Source organism: Halomonas sp. KX33721 (assembly GCF_001596805.1).
Lineage (GTDB): Bacteria > Pseudomonadota > Gammaproteobacteria > Pseudomonadales > Halomonadaceae > Vreelandella > Vreelandella aquamarina.
The window spans coordinates 33,878-49,772 of record NZ_LVIA01000024.1; the positions used below are offsets into that span (position 1 = coordinate 33,878).

Genomic DNA, 15,895 nt, shown 5'->3' on the forward strand with positions numbered 1-15,895 from the left:
CCAATAGAAAATAGAATGCAAATAACTTTCAACCGTGTTCGCAATGGCTGAGCGGTCAGCGCTCTCCCGGCGAACAAACCATGGGTGAACGAATGACGGCAACTGTGTCCCTTTCTGAGGTGGCAGCACCTGCATCGGCGCTGTCGCTACGCGATGTTCAGCATACGTTTGCGGCTAACAAAGTTGTTAAAGGTATTGATCTCGACATTGCTCAGGGCGAAGTGGTCTGCCTGCTTGGCCCTTCCGGCTGCGGTAAAACCACGCTACTGCGCATTGCGGCAGGGCTGGAAGTGGTCCAAGAAGGCACCGTCAGCCTGGAAGGGCAGGCCATTGCCGCCCCCGGCAAACGCCATGTACCGCCGGAAAAGCGCAACGTCGGGCTGGCGTTTCAGGATTCGGCGCTGTTCCCCCACCTTAGCGTGTTGGAAAATGTCACTTTCGGCTTAAAGCATCTGCCCTCCAGCCAGCGCCGTGAACGTGCGCTGGAGCTATTAACCCAGCTTGGCATGGCTGACTACGCCGATACCTACCCGCATATGCTCTCCGGCGGTCAGCAGCAGCGCGTGGCGCTGGCCCGAGCTCTGGCACCTACGCCCAAGCTAATGCTGTTGGATGAACCCTTCTCCAGCCTGGACGCTCGGCTGCGTGACCGGATTCGCGACGATACGCTGCACGTGTTGAAAAAGCTGGGCTCTGCCACGCTGCTGGTGACTCACGACCCGGAAGAAGCGATGTTTATGGCCGACCGTATCGCCTTGATGCGCGATGGCAAAATCGTCCAAACGGGTACCCCGCGGGAGCTTTACTGCGCTCCCGTCGACCCATTTGTGGTGACCTTCTTTGGGGAAGTGAACGAGCTTGAAGGGATGGTGGAAGGAGGCGTGGTACAAACGCCGGTAGGCGACATAGATGCCAGCTGGCTGCCAGAGGGTAGCCAGGCCCAGGTGATGATCCGCCCGGAGGCGCTGCGTATCAAAGAGCGCGACCTGCCTGCGGAAACCCACAGCCACAGCCACGTGGTGATGGCGAAACTACTGGGCCGCACTAGCTTGATTCACCTATGTGCCCACGGTGCTGATGGCCAAGAAGCGCACCTGCACGCCCGGGTACCAGGGGTCTTCCTGCCCCAGGAGGGGCAGCCGATTGATATCGACCTCGACCACACCCAGGTATTTATCTTTCCGCGTTAGTCTTTCCGCGTTAGTTGCGTGTTTTAATTACTCGGCTTGGCTGCCTGGGCGCGCCCGGCGCATCGCCAAGCTGAGTAGAATTACCGGTAGAATCCCCACCACCACAATGGTGAGCGATGCAGTAGACGCCTCCGCCAAGCGCTCATCGGACGCCAAACTGTGAGCGCGCACCGCCAGCGTGTCGAAGTTAAACGGCCGCAAAATAATCGTGGCGGGCAGCTCCTTCATCACATCCACAAACACCAGAATGCCCGCGGCCAATAGGCTGCTGCGCATCAGTGGCGTATGAATGCGCCGCAATGTGCCGCCGGCAGTTTGCCCTAAGGTGCGCGAGGCGGCGTCCATGCTTGGCGTCACTTTGCCCAGGCTCGCCTCTACTGCGTTAAACGACACCGCCAAAAAGCGCACCACATAGGCGTAAATCAAGATGAACGCCGTGCCGCTAAACACCAGCCCGATGATCTTATCGTAATGGGTGTGAAGCCAAGTGTTGAGCGCGTTATCCAGCCAGGCAAACGGAATCAAAATACCCACGGCCACCACCGAGCCAGGAATGGCGTAACCCATCGCCGCAATGCGGGTAAACAGTCGCGCGCTGGGGGAGTTGTGCAGCCGCACGCCGTAGCTCAGCAGCACCGCCAGCCCCACCGCAATCAGCGCTGCCACCGTAGCCAGGCTTAAACTGTTCATGGCAAAGCCGATAAAACGCGTGCCAAATAGGCTGTCGCCGGTAGTCATCGCCATTTCCAGCAGAATACCGCTGGGCAGCATAAAGCCGATGGTAACGGGGAGCAGACAAGCCAGCGTCGCGCCCACTGCGTGCCAGCCGTGCAGGCGATACTCCGGCAGCTGCTGATAGCGGTTGGTGGTATGGAAGTAGCGGCGCTTACCCCGCGACCAGCGCTCCAGCAGCACGAAGGCGATCACGAAGGTCAGCAGGCAGGCGGCTAGCTGGGCCGCGGCAATCGGCTCGCCTAGGCCAAACCAGGTGCGGTAAATACCCGTGGTAAAGGTATCCACCCCAAAAAACTGCACCGCGCCAAACTCATTGAGCGTTTCCATCAACACCAGCGACACGCCACCCACCAGCGCCGGGCGTGCCAGCGGCAGCGCAACGCTGGCAAATAAACGCCAGGGGCCGCGCCCTAACGTGCGACCAACATCCAAGACGCACACCGACTGCTCTAAGAAGGAAGCGCGGGCCAGCAGGTACACATAGGGGTAAAGCACGAAGGTGATCAGCGTGGCAGCGCCCCCCAACGAGCGTACATTGGGGAAGTAGTAGTCGCCGACCTGCCAGTGAAACCACTCCCGCAGCAGGCTTTGTAGCGGCCCCGCCACCTGTAGAAAATCGGTGTAGGCATAAGCAATCACATAGGTCGGCACCGCCAGCGGCAGCAGTAGCGCCCACTCAAATAGGCGCTTGCCGGGGAAGCGACACATCACCACCAGCCACGCCGTTCCGGTGCCAATCACCAGGGTGCCTAAGCCTACCCATAGCACTAACCAGAACGTATTCGAGAGATAGCGGGGCAGCACGGTGCTGGCCAGGTGCTGCCAAACGCCTTCGGTGGGCATCACGATATGGCCAAGCACGACCAAAATAGGCAGCGCCACAATAAGCGCCACCAAAAACAGCGCGATTGACCAAGGGCTTAGCGACAGCGTGATGCGGGAAGCAAAACCTGAGAGCAGAGCCGATGGTGACCGGCGGGCAGGCGTAGACACGTCGTTGTCTCCTTGGACGAGGGGCAGCATGGCTCATCAATGCGAAAAAATAGCGGTTGCAAATAGTATCACCTGTGCCAAAAGGGTGCAGCCAGCATTCGGGCAGGCAAAAAAATCCCCCCGCAAAGCGGAGGGATTTAGCGCAGGCCTAACCGCTGATGTGTTAGTAGCCCACCATCATGCTAGGTAGCCCGGTAATCAAGCTGGGGAAGATAGACATCAGGATACAGGCCAGAATGATGATCGCTACAAACGGTACCACCGCTTTGTACAGATCAACGATCTCAACCCCTGGCGGTGCCACCCCTTTGAGGTAGAACAGGGCATAGCCAAACGGTGGCGTGAGGAAGGAGGTCTGCAGTACCACAGCCACCATCACCACGAACCACAATACGTCCACGCCCATCTGAGCAATGATCGGCAGCATAATCGGGAAGCTCAGCAGCACGATGCCGGTCCAATCCAAGAACATGCCCAGGATAAAGACCAGGAATAGCATCAGCAGCAGCGCGCCAAAGGTGCCGCCTGGCATGGCCAGTACGAAGTCGCTGATCACCGTCATACCGCCGCCAATGGAGAACACGCCGGTAAACGCCGTCGCGCCCACCAGTACCAGCATCACCATGGTGGTGGTTTTACCCGCTTCGATCAGCGTGTTGTAGCAGGTAGAGAGCTTGCGGTCGCCAAAGATCAAGAACAGCAGGAAAGCGATAAACACACCAATCGCGGATGCTTCCGTAGCGGTAGCGATCCCGGTAAACAGTGCGCCCAGTACGCCCAAAATCAGCGACATCGGCGGCACGACGTATTTACCCAGCATCACCAGCAGCTGTTTGGTACTTACCTCAGCGCGCTCCTCTTTAGGCACTTTGGGGCCATAGCTGGGTTTTAGCCAACAGATCAGCACCACGTAAAGCGCGTACATCACGCCCAGCAGCAGGCCTGGAATCAGCGCCCCGGCAAACAGCGCACCCACCGACACAGGCGAGTAGCTGGCCATCAAAATCAGCATGATGCTGGGCGGAATCAAAATGCCCAGGCAGCCGCTGGCCATGATCACGCCCGCGCTTAGCTCTTTGTTGTAGCCGTACTTGAGCATTGGCACCAGGGCGATCATGCCCATTACCGCAATGGACGCCCCGACGATGCCGGTGGTGGCTGCCAGCAGTACGGAAACAACAACGACGGTTAAGGCCAGACCGCCGCGCACATTCGCCAGCAGCAGGCGCATGGCGTCGAACATCTTCTCCGTCACGCCGGAGTCGTTGAGAAAGCGCGCCATCAAAATAAACAGCGGAATGGCGACCAGCACATAGTTGTCCATGGCGTTGCCATAAACGTTATTAATAATAATGCCGAGGGTATTAATACCGGGGCCTAGATACGCGCCGATGACCGCCATGCCGCCCAGCACAAAGGCTAGCGGATGGCCCATAAACAGCCCGACCAGCAGCCCGCCAAACATCACCAGCGTCAGTAGTTCTGCACTCATGCGGACTTCTCCTCACGCAGCTGCATAATGGCGTGCAGCACAATGGCAATCGCCTGTAGCAAAATCAGCGCGGCTGCCACTACGATGACCCCTTTCACCGGATAAACGGGAATCGAGACCATGCCGTAGGTGGTTTCACCACGGCTAAAGGAGCGCTCAAAGAAGCGCCAGCCGTAGGTCAGCAGTAGCCAAATAAACGGCACGAAGAAAACTAGGTAGCCAATGAGATCCAGCACAGCCTGCTTCTTACGAGATAGCAAACGCTTCACCACATCCACCTCAACGTGGGCGTGATGACGCAACCCGTAAGCCGCCATGAGCATAAAGTGAGCGCCGAACAGCATCTTCGTAACATCGAACGCCCAGTCGCTTGGGCGGCCGAAGAAAAAGCGCGACACAATGTCGTAAAGCACTATGAGAGTAATGATGGCAATTAACGGCGCGATAATGCGGCCAAACAGCTCGTTAATCGCATCGATCGCCTTGGCAATCGCATTCATGGAAGATCTCCGCAACTGAGCTAAGGCCGCCCCGGCAGGTGCTGGGGCGGCAATGTTACGCTTTTATAGTGAATGCCTTATAGGCAGGCTTCGATCTCTTCCAGTGAGGGCAGGTTATCCATGGTGCGGCTCATGTTGAACGGGGCCGTCACATCACGCCAGGCTGCATACTCCTGCAAGTAAGTGATCATGGAGTGGTAGACCTTGGCGTGGTCAGGGTTCTCACAGGCACCGCGAACGATGACCTCGTTAGTGATCTCTTGGATACGCGCCAGATCCTCTTCAGAGAACTGGTTGATGGTCACGCCCGCGTCGATAAACTTCTGGGTCGCTTCGGTGGATTCGCGCTCAGACCAGGAGAGTGACCACGCCATGGTGGCTTCGGCAGCGATACGCAGCTTGGCTTGCGTCTCTTCAGAAAGCGCATCCCAAGAATCTTTGTTGATCATAACGCCGAACACGCTCGCTGACTGGTGCCAGCCGGGGGTCGCCCAGTAGTCGGCCACTTCGGCAAAGCCTGCATTGAAGTCAACGCCAGGGGTGGAGAACTCACCTGCGTCAATCACGCCACGCTCAATGGCTTGGTACACTTCGCCACCAGCCAGTGTGACCTGTGAGCCGCCCAACTCTTCAAGCACACGGCCCTGGTCACGGCCAGAAAGACGCAGGCGCTTGCCTTCTAGGTCGGCGATGCTCTCGATGGGCGTGCGGCCCATAAAGCCGGATTCATTGTTGGTAATACCGTAGGGCAGGTAAACCATGTTGTACTGGCCATAGATCTCTTGGTAGAGCTCAAAACCGCCCCACTGTTGGATCCAGTTCAGATAATCGACACCGTTGAACAAACTGGTGGTGGTGGCCAGCGGCGAGAACGCTGGGTTTAAGCCTGCCCAGTAGCCGGGCCAGTCACCTGCGGCTTGGATAGCGCCGGTTTCAGTGGCGTCGAAGACTTCGGTGCCGGGCATCAAGGTGCCGCCTGCGCGGAAGTTAATTTGAACTTCGTCGCCCGCTAGTTGGTTAACCAACTCTGCCCAGTGCTGGTCGATTTTGATCAGATCCAGGTTCTCCGGCCAGGTGGAGGTCATGGTCCACTGCTCTTGTGCCTGGGCGGTGGAGGTGAGCGCGGCGAAAGCGACGCCAGCGGCAAGGCTGGTCAATGCGAATTTTGTAGTCTTTTTCATTGTATGTTTCCTGGTACTTTGGCGGTTAGCGTTATTAGTGTTAATGACCTGAAAGCAGGAAAGTACAGCGGGCAGGCTAACGTTTACGTAAAGTAAAACATCCTGCGCTGCATCGCTAAGCTAGCACATACCCCCCGCTGCAGCGCAATATCAGTAATACAAGGAAGCTAACGCGGGCTTTGTTGCCGTTTTATTTGAAAAATGGCAGTCAAAACATCGCTTTAAAATGCTATTAGGTGCACTTCCACAGGGGGGATATGGTGATAAAACGTTGAAAAGCGCCTATTTGTTAAACCAAAGTTGTAAGAGAATTTTTATTTTAAGGAGTTGCCATGGGCAGGCCGCACCACGCTGAGCCTACCTCACCGGCTGGCACTGCCGTTGCACAACAAGCTGCTGTGTTAGCCAGCTATGCCCGCCGTTTAAAGCGGCGCGGCTGGCGGGGGTTAGTGTGGCTTAACGGTGCTCCAGAGCAGGCGCGCCAGCAGGCGTTGGCGCTATGGCAAGCACTCGACTGGAGTGCGCCACTGTGGATAGGGGATGGCCAGCAAGCGCCGGTAGCACCGAGCTTGCCAAGCCGCAAAGCGCGCACCCGGCTGGGAGCAGAGCATCAGCTGGTGATCCTGGATGCCAGCGGCCACCAAGGGTTAGATCCAGATGCCCTAGGCGCACTAGCGGGCACCGTCAGCGCTGGCGGTCTGCTGGTGCTGGTCACCCCAGCGACGTGGGGCAGCCAACCCGATCCCGACTACGCCCGCTTTGCCGATTACCCTTGGCAGTGGGAAGCGCTCAGCGCGCACTATTTAGCGCGGTTGGCCTGTCAGTTGGGCGAGTCTAACGCCGTGATCCACTGGCCCGTTGGTGGTGCGCTATGGCTACCCGCGTTGAGCAAACGGCAAGCAGCCGCCGCGCAATGGGACGATGCTGACTGCCTCACCCTAGACCAGGCCAGCGCAGTGAGCGCGCTGGTCAAGCTCAAACGCCGCCGCCCGCTGGTAGTGACTGCCGACCGGGGACGAGGCAAAAGTGCCGCTTTGGGCATAGCCTGCGCGCGCTTACTGCAGCAAAGCGGTGACGTAGAACTCCTGCTTACGGCCCCTCGGCTTAGCGCAGTGGAGAGCGTCTTTAGCCGAGTGGCGGCGCTGTGCCCTGAAGCACAGCACCACGGCCCCGCCGAGGTGTCGCTTCCCATCGGCAGTCGGCTGCGCTTTTTGCCGCCGGATGTTCTGACAGAACAGATAGAACAGGGCACGTTAGGAGGCAGCGGCAGTATGCTGCTGGTGGATGAAGCCGCCGCCATTCCGGCGTCGTTGCTGGCCCGCTGGCTGGCGGCTTTTCCGCGCATTGCGTTTGCCACGACGGTGCATGGCTACGAAGGCTCGGGGCGCGGCTTTGCGCTGCGTTTTCGCGATATATTGGACCGCCAAGCGCCCCAGTGGCGTGAATTGACGCTGCAAGCGCCAATACGCTGGTCAGCCGGTGACCCGCTGGAAGCCGTCATTCAGCACCTGCTTTTACTCGATGCGCCGCTGCCCAAAGTAGAGCCACACCAGGGCGAGCGGCTTCCCAGCATGGTAATTAGCCAAGCGCAGCTAGCGGAGCGGGGGGCTTTGCTGGAACAGATGTTTGGCCTGCTGGTGCAGTCCCACTACCGCACCACGCCGAGTGATTTACGCCAACTGCTGGATGGCCCCGGCACGTCGCTGCGCATGATGCTAGGCAGCGATGGGGCTGACCCCCAAGCGGTGCTGATCACGCGAGAAGAGGGCGGCTTTGAGGCCGCGCTTGCCGAGCAGGTAGCGCGAGGCGAGCGCAGAGCTCAGGGGCATTTGTTGGCGCAGTCGCTGGCGGCCCATTGCGGCAGCCGTGAGGCGCTAACCGCCCGCTGGCGGCGGGTGGCGCGCATTGCTGCCCACCCACAGCGCCGTCGCGAAGGGCTGGGGCGGCAGCTGTTGGAAGAGGATATGGTCAGCGCTGCTCAGCAAGGTATTGTGCTGTATGGGGCTACTTTTGGTGCTGAGGCAGGGTTGCTCCAATTTTGGCTGGCGCTGGGGTTTGTGCCGGTGCGTTTAGGCATTACCCGAGAAGCCGCCACTGGCGAATACGCCGTGATGGTCGCCAAACCGCTCAACCAAGAGGGTCAGTCGGTGCTCGGTGAATTAACCGCAGGCTTTGCCGCTTCGCTACCCGGCCTGTTGGCGTTTGAATTGGCAACACTGCCTGCTTCGGTGGTGGCGCTGTTGCTCACCTCGCTCTCCGGCCAGCCGCTTAGCGCAGCCGAGCATCAGGCTGTTCACGACGTAGCCTATGCCCGCCGCGACCCCGCCCTGGCTCGCCCGGCGCTGCAGGCGCTGGCGCGTGAAGCCAGCCGCCAACCGTTAGGTGAGGCCCAGCAGGCGCATCAGCAGCTCGCTGCTTGGGCCTACCAAAATCAGCCGTTCGCTAAGGCTCAAAAAGAGGCCGTACAATGCTTACGTCAGGCTGTACAGCAGGTGATCGAAGCATGTGCGCTTTTCCCCAGTGAGCCAGAGCGGTAAAGTAAGCCCGTTATCGATAATGAAGAGTTTCCATGAACGCACATCTAGCAGCGCTCGAACCACGCCTTGTATGGCAGCACTTTCGCACCCTGTGTAACACGCCACGCCCCTCCGGCCATGAAGCCGCTTTGGTGGCGACGTTAGAAGCCTGGGCCGATACTCAGGGGCTTACCCACGACCGGGATGCCTTTGGCAACCTGCGCATTCGCAAGCCCGCAACGCCCGGCTGTGAAGGCGCTCCCGGTATTGTGCTGCAGGGGCACCTGGATATGGTGGCCCAGGCCAACTCGGGGCATGAGCACGACTTTACCCGTGACCCCATTCGCACCGTGGTCAAAGAGGGATGGCTTTACGCTGAAGGCACCACTCTAGGGGCGGATAATGGCATGGGCGTGGCGGCCATTTTGGCCGTACTGGAAGACCCCGAGCTGACCCATGGCCCGCTGGAAGCGCTGTTCACCCTGGAAGAAGAGACCTCCATGGGCGGTGCGCTGAATCTTGCTGAAAATTGGTTGGAGGGCTCGCTGCTGCTCAACTTGGATAGCGAAGACCGTGGCGAGGTGTATATCGGCTGTGCGGGCGGCGCGGATGTGGTGGTTGACGCTCAACTGCCCAGCGCTGCCCTGCAGGAGGGCGAGCAACTCCTTTCTCTCTCGCTCACCGGCCTGAAAGGCGGCCACTCGGGCATGGATATCCATAAGCCTTTGGGAAACGCTAACCGCCTGCTGGTGCGCGTGCTGTGGGCACTGGAGGCCTTCGGTGCCCGCCTGGTGAGCTACCAGGGCGGCACGCTGCGCAACGCCATTCCCCGTGAAGCCTTTGCCCAGGTAGCGCTGCCCGCCGATGATATGGACGCCGCCCTGGCGGCCGTTGAGAAGCTGGCCGTGACCCTCAAAGCCGAGCTGGGCAGTGGCGATAGCGGCTTGGTATTGACCGCCGCCCGTGCCGAACAGGCCGACGCTGAGCCGCTGACCCTGGACGCTAGCGCCATGCTACTGGCCGCGCTTCATGCCGCCCCCTGCGGCGTCGAGCGCATGAGCGCAGACGTGCCAGGCGTAGTCGAAACCTCCAACAACCTGGGCGTGTTAAGCGTCGAGCAGGGGCGTTTCCACCTCTGCGCCCTGGTGCGTTCGTTGCACGATAGCGCTGCCCAAGCGATGGCCGAGCGCTTTCAGGCGCTGTTTGGGCTAATGGGCGCACGGGTGAAAGTCGAAAACGGCTACCCCGGCTGGGCACCCAACCCGGATAGCCCGCTACTGGCCACCTTCAAGGCGCGCCACGCGGCGCTGATGGGCCACGAGCCCGAGGTGAAAGTGATCCATGCAGGGCTAGAGTGCGGTATTTTGGGCAGCAAATACCCGCACTTGGATATGATTTCCTTTGGCCCGCTGATTCGCGGCGCGCACTCGCCGGATGAGCGGGTGGAGATCGAGTCCGTGGCGGAGTTCTGGGCCATGCTGCGCGATCTAGTGGAAACGCTGGCGAAGTAACGCCATGCTAAAGCAGCAAAAAAGCAATAAAAACGGCACCGCGAAGGTGCCGTTTTTATTAGGGACGAAGAGCCGCAGCGTTATTAATCGCGGCTGTTCACCGAACTTACTTGCCTAAATAGGCGTTGAGCATCCACACGGTTTTTTCCTGCTCGCGGATGTAGTCGCCCGCCTGGGCGGCGGTGCCTTCGTCGTCGGCGTCGGACGCTAGCGCCAGCAGTTCGCGCTGCAGTTCGATCAGCGTTTGATAGCCTGCCAGAACGCCTTGCACGCAGGTCTTGCCATCGTGGACATCTTTGTCTTCTTGGATGCGCGACAGCTTCACGTAATCGCTGTAGGCGTGTACCGGCTTATGCCCCAGGGTGAGAATACGCTCGGCCACTTCATCTACTTTGGTCAGCAGGTCAGTGTAGAACTCTTCAAACTTGGCATGCAGCTCAAAGAAGTCGTTGCCCTTCACGTTCCAGTGGTAGCCACGCACATTCATGTAAAAAATCTGATAGTTGGCCAGCAGGTGATTGAGTTTCTCGGCTAACTGGCTGGCGCTGCCTTCGTGTAGGCCAATGCTGTTCATATTATCCATTTGTGCTCCTCCATGGTTGGAGCCGCGCTGAAAAAGTACGGCCATCAAATCGTTTGATCTAGCTTAAGGCGCTGTGCTTGTGATGCAAAACAGGTTTTTTGCATCGCAGCTATAGCGCCCTACCATTAGAGCGGTGAGCTGGCGACGGCTGACTCATCGCTGATGAATAAAGAAATGTAGGCGCAGGCGCGTCATTTCAAGGGGCTTATCTTCAAGGCTCGCTCCACGACCCGCTCAAAGTCGCGCTCAGCGGCTTGCAAGCCACAGGCGTGCGATGCTTTCGCAACGGTCTGCCAGAAGCTCTGCCGTACGGGGTAGCGCCTGTTCTAATGTCATTAGGCCATCGGCTAGCGCAAAGGCGGCGGTAACGCCTTCTTCCGTGCAGGCTTGCCAGCCATCGCCTAGGCTACCCGCGAGCACAATCACCGGCTTGCCCTGGCGCTTAGCGGCGCGGGAGACACCAATCGGCGTTTTGCCCGCTAAGCTCTGGCCATCTAGGCGGCCCTCGCCGGTAATCACTAAATCTGCATCGTTCAGTAATTGGGCAAAATTCGCCTGCTGCATGATCATTTCAATGCCTGGCGTTAGCGTCGCGTTCAAAAAGCAGTGGGCGGCAAACCCCATGCCGCCTGCCGCTCCCGCTCCTGGCAGCTCTCGGTCGTCTCGGCCCAGCGCCTTGGCGGTGAGGTCGGCAAAGTGGCCGAGCGCGCGGTCTAGCGTTGCCACATCGGCGTCTGTCGCGCCCTTTTGTGGGCCGAAGACGGCACTGGCACCGCGTTCGCCTAGCAGTGGGTTATCCACATCCACGGCGGCCTCTACGCGTAATTCGGCCAAGCGCGGGTCTAACGTCGAAAGATCCAGGGTCGCAAGCTGCTGGAGTGCGCCGCCGCCTGGGGGCAGCGGCTGGCCCTGGGCATCCAGTAGCGTGGCGCCCAGCGCCTGGAGCATTCCTGCGCCCGCATCGTTGGTGGCGCTTCCGCCGAGCAGCAGCAGGGCATGGGTGGCGCCTGCATCTAGGGCAGCGAGAAACAGCTCGCCCACGCCGAAGGTGGTGGTATGCAGGGCGCTGCGCTCTGCGTGGGTCAGGTGCTGCAGGCCGCTGGCTTCTGCCAGCTCGATAAACGCGGTACGCTGCTCGCTTAGCCAGCCCCAGGCGGCTTGGTGTGGCCGCCCAAGGGCGTCTTGCACCGTGAGCGTACGGCGCTCGGCATGGGTGGCGGCAATTAAGGCATCAAGGCTGCCTTCGCCGCCATCCGCCAGGGGGCAGAGCTGTGTGATGGCGTTGGGCGCTGCCCGTTGAATACCTTGTACCATGGCCTTGGCGGCCTCTTCGGCGCCCAAGGCGTCCTTAAAACTGTCAGGGCAAAGCAGTACATTCATCGCACAACCTCCTTAAAACGTTGTCTCAGCGTGTTGTCGTTCTTTTTAATGTCTGTTGGCGAGCTTAGCGCGCTGCTTGGTGACACACCAGCCACGCAGGTAGCGAGAGGATTTATCATGAAGGCCATACCCCTTAGCATTACCTGCCTGTTGGCACTGGCGGGTTGTCAGACGGTTCCTGACCGGCTGCCCCAAGCGGAGCCTGCGCCAGCGGCGGCTTGTTACTTTCCCACCGACCCTCCCACCGACCAGTCTGCACCGGATGAAACGCTGAGCGTTTTGACGGCAAGCATCGATGTGCTGGAAGCCTGGGGGTTTTCGTTGGAGACCACTGATACGGAGCTTGGGCTAGTGAGTGCCTCCCGGGAGCGCGAGCTGATCGGCTACTACGACCGCTATGACTACGACTATGGCTACGGCAGCGGCTTCCGCCTGTTTGGCGGGTTTGGTATTGGTCGCGGCGTAGGGATTGGCGTGGGTGGCTCCTTCGGCCCAGGTTTTGGCCAGCAGCCCGTTGAGGTAGAGCGGGTATCGCTGCTTGCCCGCGATGGCCATCTGCGCATTTCAAGGGACATTCGCCGCTTTGACCACCTGGGCGACCTGCGAGAGTCCTATAGCGCCAGTAACGATGATTTCTGTGGCCGTTTCCAGGACGCTTTTTCGTCATCCGTCACACCGCAGGGGGCATCATGACACCATTCCGCCATACCTCATGGGTAGCGCTCACGCTATGCGCCACGCTGTGGCTGGCAGGCTGTGCCACCACGCAACCCCTTGAACCGCGCGAGCTGCGCTATAGCGCGCCAATGGAGCAAACCTTCCGCGAGGCGGTGGCACTGATGGTGGAGCAGGGCTATGTGATACGCCACGCTGACTTGACCTTAGGGCGCGCCGAGGCAAGCCTGGCACGCTGGCCGGAGTATCGCATCCAACTACAAGTAAGCGATGCACAAGGAGGCAGCTTAGTGAGCGTGTCAGCACTGCGCGGTAGCCAGCCGATACCGCCTTATGTGCTAGATCCCTGGCTCGTGGAGTTACAGCGCAAATTAGGAGAATTACCGTGATAAGAGCATGGCCACGGGTATCGGTTCGGCGCACCTGTCAGGCGTTGGTGGTGGGTAGCCTGTTGGCTAGCCCTTTAGCTATGGCGCACCCCCATGGCTGGATCGATATGAGCGTGCGGGTCATTACCAACGACGACGGTGCAGTCACCGGGCTTCATCAAACGTGGCGAATGGACCCCTTTTATAGCTTGGTCGTCATGGAGGAGTTGCAGCAGGTACCAGGCACGAGCCTGGAGCAGGGGCTGGATCAGTTGGGCAGTGAGATTCGCAATAACTTGACTCCTCAGCACTACTTTACCGAGGTGCGGATCGGCGACAAGCCGCAGACGTTTGGCGAGGTCACCGAGTACACCGCACTGGAGCGGGACGGCCGTTTAACGTTTATGTTTATTTTACCGCTGACCTCACCCCAGCCTTTGAGCGGTCAGGTGCTGGAGTATCAAGTCTTTGACCCCACGTACTACATCGAGATGGTACATGAGGAAGAGGGCGACGAGCCCTCTCCTCAGGCGCTGATTCTCAACGGCGAACCCGATTGCACGCTAAGCGTGCTACCCGCCGACCCCGATCCGGAGAAGGTGTTGCAGGCGTCACTACTAGACGTGGACGAGGAAGGCGAACCGGGATTAGGCCGCCACTTTGCGGAAACAGGGCGGGTGGATTGCCGCTAGCGGCCTACTGGCTGGTCATGTATAAAGTGTTACTTTATATCTTTTGTGCGGAGGGGGAATGCCGTTAACGGGACGACAGTTGGCCACTGGTGCCCTGGTGCTATTAGGCGTGGCGCTGCTGGTGTGGGCGGTACAGGCGAACTTACAGGGTGCCAGCCTGCAGCTACTTACGTGGCAGCGAGAACTACACCGCAGCCTGACCCTGGCGATTACCGAGTTGTCACGCACGCCTTCCACCGGCACGTGGCTAACGCTGCTTGGCGTGAGCTTCGCCTACGGCGTGTTTCATGCCGCAGGGCCTGGGCATGGTAAAGCAGTATTGGCCACCTATTTGGCGTCTCATGGCGGTGCGACTCGCCGGGCGCTAGGGCTCTCGTTTGCTGCCTCGCTACTGCAGGGCGTGACGGCCATTGCGATGGTGGCGATATTGGTACACGGGCTGGGCTGGGTGACGCGTCAAGCCATGGGCAGCGTGGTATGGGTGGAGCAGGCCAGCTTTCTGCTGGTAGCCCTATTGGGCGCTTGGCTCTGCTGGCGAGCGGTGAAGCAGCTGCGCCACGTCTACGCGGCTAGCAATAAGCCTGTGATAGAGCACACGCATGCTCATGACCACAGCCACAGCCACAGCCACGGCCATACCCACTGCTGTGGCGGTGCCCATCATCTTGAACCCGAGCAGGCGTTGGATTGGCGTACGGCCTTGATGACCGTCGGGGCGATTGGTGTGCGCCCCTGCAGCGGAGCGATCTTGATGCTAGGTGCCGCAAGCCTTTTAGGCCAATTTTACGTGGGGGTCGCGTCGGTGGTGGCGATGTCGCTGGGCACGGGCATTACCGTATCGATACTGGCCCTGGCGAGTATCGTGGCCCGAGGATGGGCCACCAAGCGGCTACAAAAGCAGAGTCAGCAGCGGGTCGAAAAAGCCGCGGGCTGGGTGGCACTCACCGGTGGGGCAGTGATTGTTGCGCTGGGGATTTCCTTGGCGCTGGCCGGTGCGGCGCAGCCTGCCAGCGGCCCGTTACTCAACGAGCCGCCCGCGCGTGGCTCAATGCTGGGCGGTTGAGCTTAAAGCGACAGCCCCTCAATTTGCGCTAGCAGCTGTTCCCGTCGCTCCCCCTGCTGGGCGAGCTCATAAGGCTTGGGAGTGCCGTTGCCCCACACCGGCGCGGGCCAGCTGGCGTCATCGGTATAGCGCACCACTAAATGGATATGTAGCTGGCTGACCACGTTGCCCAGCGTGGCGATATTGAGCTTGTCGCCCTGGAAGGCCTCTTTCATGGCCGCTCCCAGTTGAGTGGCCTCCTGCCAGAGCTGCGCCTGCTCCTCTTGACTGAGTTCAAACACTTCGCTGACCGATGCTACTCTGGGCACTAGCACCACCCAAGGGTAGCGAGCATCGTTCATCAGCAGAGCGCGGCAAAGCGGTAGGTCGGCGAGGGGAAAGGTATCGGCCTCTAAGCGTGGATCGATTTCAAAGGTTGCCAAACGGAGTGCTCCTAAGCCAAACGGTTAGACTAGCATCATAGCAGGCAACGGTTATGTCAGGGAAAACAGGCGAAATGATTAAAACCTGTTACGCTGAAAACACTCCCAGGCGGTAAGGCTGCCGCCGGAGCTTCCCGATGTTGAATGACTTGTTAAGGAGAACACCATGAAAAAACTACTGGCGACTAGCTTTATCGAACATCGCGAAAAACCCCGTACTTCTTCTAGTGCGAGGATGGATAGCGAGGGGCGCGAGAGCGCCCCTAGTCCGGCCTCGATTGTTGCTCAATATACTGTTTGACCATGCTCAGGGGGGCGCCTCCGACACTTCCCGCAAAGTAGCTTGGACTCCACAGCGAGTTCTTCCGGTAGGCGGGCTGCACCAGTTCAGGGTGTAGTAACTTCATCCGCCGGCTGGATACCCCCTTCAAACTATTCACCAGCCTGGATACCGCCACTTTGGGTGGAAAGTTGACAAGCAAATGGACGTGATCGGTTTCACCGTTGAACTCCTGTAGCTCCGCCTCGAAGTCCCGACACACTCGGTCGAAAAGTAATTCGAGGGAGTTGAGATGCGCGCCGGTAAACACCTTG

Annotated in this window: 15 protein-coding genes; 7 read left to right on the forward strand and 8 right to left on the reverse strand. The window is 59.5% G+C overall.

All coding sequences use genetic code 11. The annotated features are described in order from the left end of the window. Nucleotides 1-92 precede the first annotated feature (92 nt). Nucleotides 93-1,190, forward strand: a complete 1,098-nt coding sequence (locus A3220_RS10155) for an ABC transporter ATP-binding protein (protein WP_062361828.1) — start codon at nt 93-95, stop codon at nt 1,188-1,190. 27 nt (nt 1,191-1,217) lie between these two features. Here the strand turns inward: A3220_RS10155 and A3220_RS10160 are convergent, their stop codons facing one another. The 4 genes from A3220_RS10160 to dctP form a co-directional block, all read right to left on the reverse strand. After that, nucleotides 1,218-2,918 (reverse strand): iron ABC transporter permease, encoded by a 1,701-nt coding sequence (locus tag A3220_RS10160; RefSeq protein ID WP_062374694.1) that lies wholly within the window; start codon nt 2,916-2,918, stop codon nt 1,218-1,220. 163 nt (nt 2,919-3,081) lie between these two features. Beyond that, nucleotides 3,082-4,410, reverse strand: coding sequence for a TRAP transporter large permease subunit (locus A3220_RS10165; RefSeq protein WP_062361834.1), 1,329 nt, complete (start codon nt 4,408-4,410; stop codon nt 3,082-3,084). After that, nucleotides 4,407-4,910, reverse strand: coding sequence for a TRAP transporter small permease subunit (locus A3220_RS10170; protein ID WP_062374696.1), 504 nt, complete (start codon nt 4,908-4,910; stop codon nt 4,407-4,409). The genes A3220_RS10165 and A3220_RS10170 overlap by 4 nt, the downstream gene beginning before the upstream one ends. A gap of 77 nt (nt 4,911-4,987) precedes the next feature. Then, complete coding sequence (gene dctP, locus A3220_RS10175; RefSeq protein WP_044630143.1) at nt 4,988-6,091, reverse strand: TRAP transporter substrate-binding protein DctP; 1,104 nt, start codon at nt 6,089-6,091, stop codon at nt 4,988-4,990. Nucleotides 6,092-6,423: 332 nt separating this feature from the next. Here dctP and A3220_RS10180 point away from each other — a divergent pair, with 332 nt between their 5' ends. Beyond that, nucleotides 6,424-8,628, forward strand: coding sequence for a GNAT family N-acetyltransferase (locus A3220_RS10180; RefSeq protein WP_062374698.1), 2,205 nt, complete (start codon nt 6,424-6,426; stop codon nt 8,626-8,628). A 32-nt stretch (nt 8,629-8,660) separates the two neighbouring features. Then, nucleotides 8,661-10,118, forward strand: a complete 1,458-nt coding sequence (locus A3220_RS10185; RefSeq protein WP_062374700.1) for an aminoacyl-histidine dipeptidase — start codon at nt 8,661-8,663, stop codon at nt 10,116-10,118. 106 nt (nt 10,119-10,224) lie between these two features. On the opposite strand, the gene A3220_RS10190 is transcribed toward A3220_RS10185, so the two are convergent. Both A3220_RS10190 and A3220_RS10195 read right to left on the reverse strand, forming a co-directional pair. Further along, nucleotides 10,225-10,701, reverse strand: a complete 477-nt coding sequence (locus tag A3220_RS10190) for a Dps family protein (RefSeq protein WP_058577861.1) — start codon at nt 10,699-10,701, stop codon at nt 10,225-10,227. 246 nt (nt 10,702-10,947) lie between these two features. Next, the gene (locus tag A3220_RS10195) at nt 10,948-12,081 is read right to left on the reverse strand and encodes a glycerate kinase (protein WP_062374701.1); all 1,134 of its coding nucleotides are present in this window, start codon (nt 12,079-12,081) and stop codon (nt 10,948-10,950) included. Between the two features lie 117 nt (nt 12,082-12,198). On the opposite strand from A3220_RS10195, the gene A3220_RS10200 reads away from it, so the two are divergent. The 4 genes from A3220_RS10200 to A3220_RS10215 are packed head-to-tail and all read left to right on the forward strand — an operon-like array spanning nt 12,199 to nt 14,879. Beyond that, nucleotides 12,199-12,774 carry a hypothetical protein gene (locus A3220_RS10200; RefSeq protein ID WP_054641561.1) on the forward strand — a complete coding sequence of 192 codons (576 nt, stop codon included), beginning with the start codon at nt 12,199-12,201 and terminating at the stop codon, nt 12,772-12,774. Continuing rightward, nucleotides 12,771-13,145, forward strand: coding sequence for a hypothetical protein (locus tag A3220_RS10205; protein WP_062363573.1), 375 nt, complete (start codon nt 12,771-12,773; stop codon nt 13,143-13,145). The genes A3220_RS10200 and A3220_RS10205 overlap by 4 nt, the downstream gene beginning before the upstream one ends. 44 nt (nt 13,146-13,189) lie before the next feature. Next, nucleotides 13,190-13,816, forward strand: coding sequence for a DUF1007 family protein (locus A3220_RS10210; RefSeq protein WP_063610164.1), 627 nt, complete (start codon nt 13,190-13,192; stop codon nt 13,814-13,816). A 58-nt stretch (nt 13,817-13,874) separates the two neighbouring features. Next, nucleotides 13,875-14,879 (forward strand): nickel/cobalt transporter, encoded by a 1,005-nt coding sequence (locus A3220_RS10215; protein ID WP_054641560.1) that lies wholly within the window; start codon nt 13,875-13,877, stop codon nt 14,877-14,879. Between the two features lie 2 nt (nt 14,880-14,881). On the opposite strand, the gene A3220_RS10220 is transcribed toward A3220_RS10215, so the two are convergent. Both A3220_RS10220 and tnpA read right to left on the reverse strand, forming a co-directional pair. Then, on the reverse strand, nt 14,882-15,301 hold the full coding sequence (locus tag A3220_RS10220; RefSeq protein ID WP_044630150.1) for an HIT family protein: 420 nt from the start codon (nt 15,299-15,301) through the stop codon (nt 14,882-14,884). A gap of 263 nt (nt 15,302-15,564) precedes the next feature. After that, a partial coding sequence (tnpA, locus tag A3220_RS10225) for an IS200/IS605 family transposase (RefSeq protein WP_062374703.1) occupies nt 15,565-15,895 on the reverse strand: 331 nt, incomplete at its 5' end.

Excerpts from the sequence above, each read along its gene's own strand:
- A3220_RS10155 (WP_062361828.1), top strand. The coding sequence starts at position 93 with ATGACGGCAACTGTGTCCCTTTCTGAGGTGGCAGCACCTGCATCGGCG.
- A3220_RS10165 (WP_062361834.1), bottom strand. The coding sequence starts at position 4,410 with ATGAGTGCAGAACTACTGACGCTGGTGATGTTTGGCGGGCTGCTGGTC.
- A3220_RS10170 (WP_062374696.1), bottom strand. The coding sequence starts at position 4,910 with ATGAATGCGATTGCCAAGGCGATCGATGCGATTAACGAGCTGTTTGGC.
- dctP (WP_044630143.1), bottom strand. The coding sequence starts at position 6,091 with ATGAAAAAGACTACAAAATTCGCATTGACCAGCCTTGCCGCTGGCGTC.
- A3220_RS10180 (WP_062374698.1), top strand. The coding sequence starts at position 6,424 with ATGGGCAGGCCGCACCACGCTGAGCCTACCTCACCGGCTGGCACTGCC.
- A3220_RS10185 (WP_062374700.1), top strand. The coding sequence starts at position 8,661 with ATGAACGCACATCTAGCAGCGCTCGAACCACGCCTTGTATGGCAGCAC.
- A3220_RS10190 (WP_058577861.1), bottom strand. The coding sequence starts at position 10,701 with ATGGATAATATGAACAGCATTGGCCTACACGAAGGCAGCGCCAGCCAG.
- A3220_RS10195 (WP_062374701.1), bottom strand. The coding sequence starts at position 12,081 with ATGAATGTACTGCTTTGCCCTGACAGTTTTAAGGACGCCTTGGGCGCC.
- A3220_RS10200 (WP_054641561.1), top strand. The coding sequence starts at position 12,199 with ATGAAGGCCATACCCCTTAGCATTACCTGCCTGTTGGCACTGGCGGGT.
- A3220_RS10205 (WP_062363573.1), top strand. The coding sequence starts at position 12,771 with ATGACACCATTCCGCCATACCTCATGGGTAGCGCTCACGCTATGCGCC.
- A3220_RS10215 (WP_054641560.1), top strand. The coding sequence starts at position 13,875 with ATGCCGTTAACGGGACGACAGTTGGCCACTGGTGCCCTGGTGCTATTA.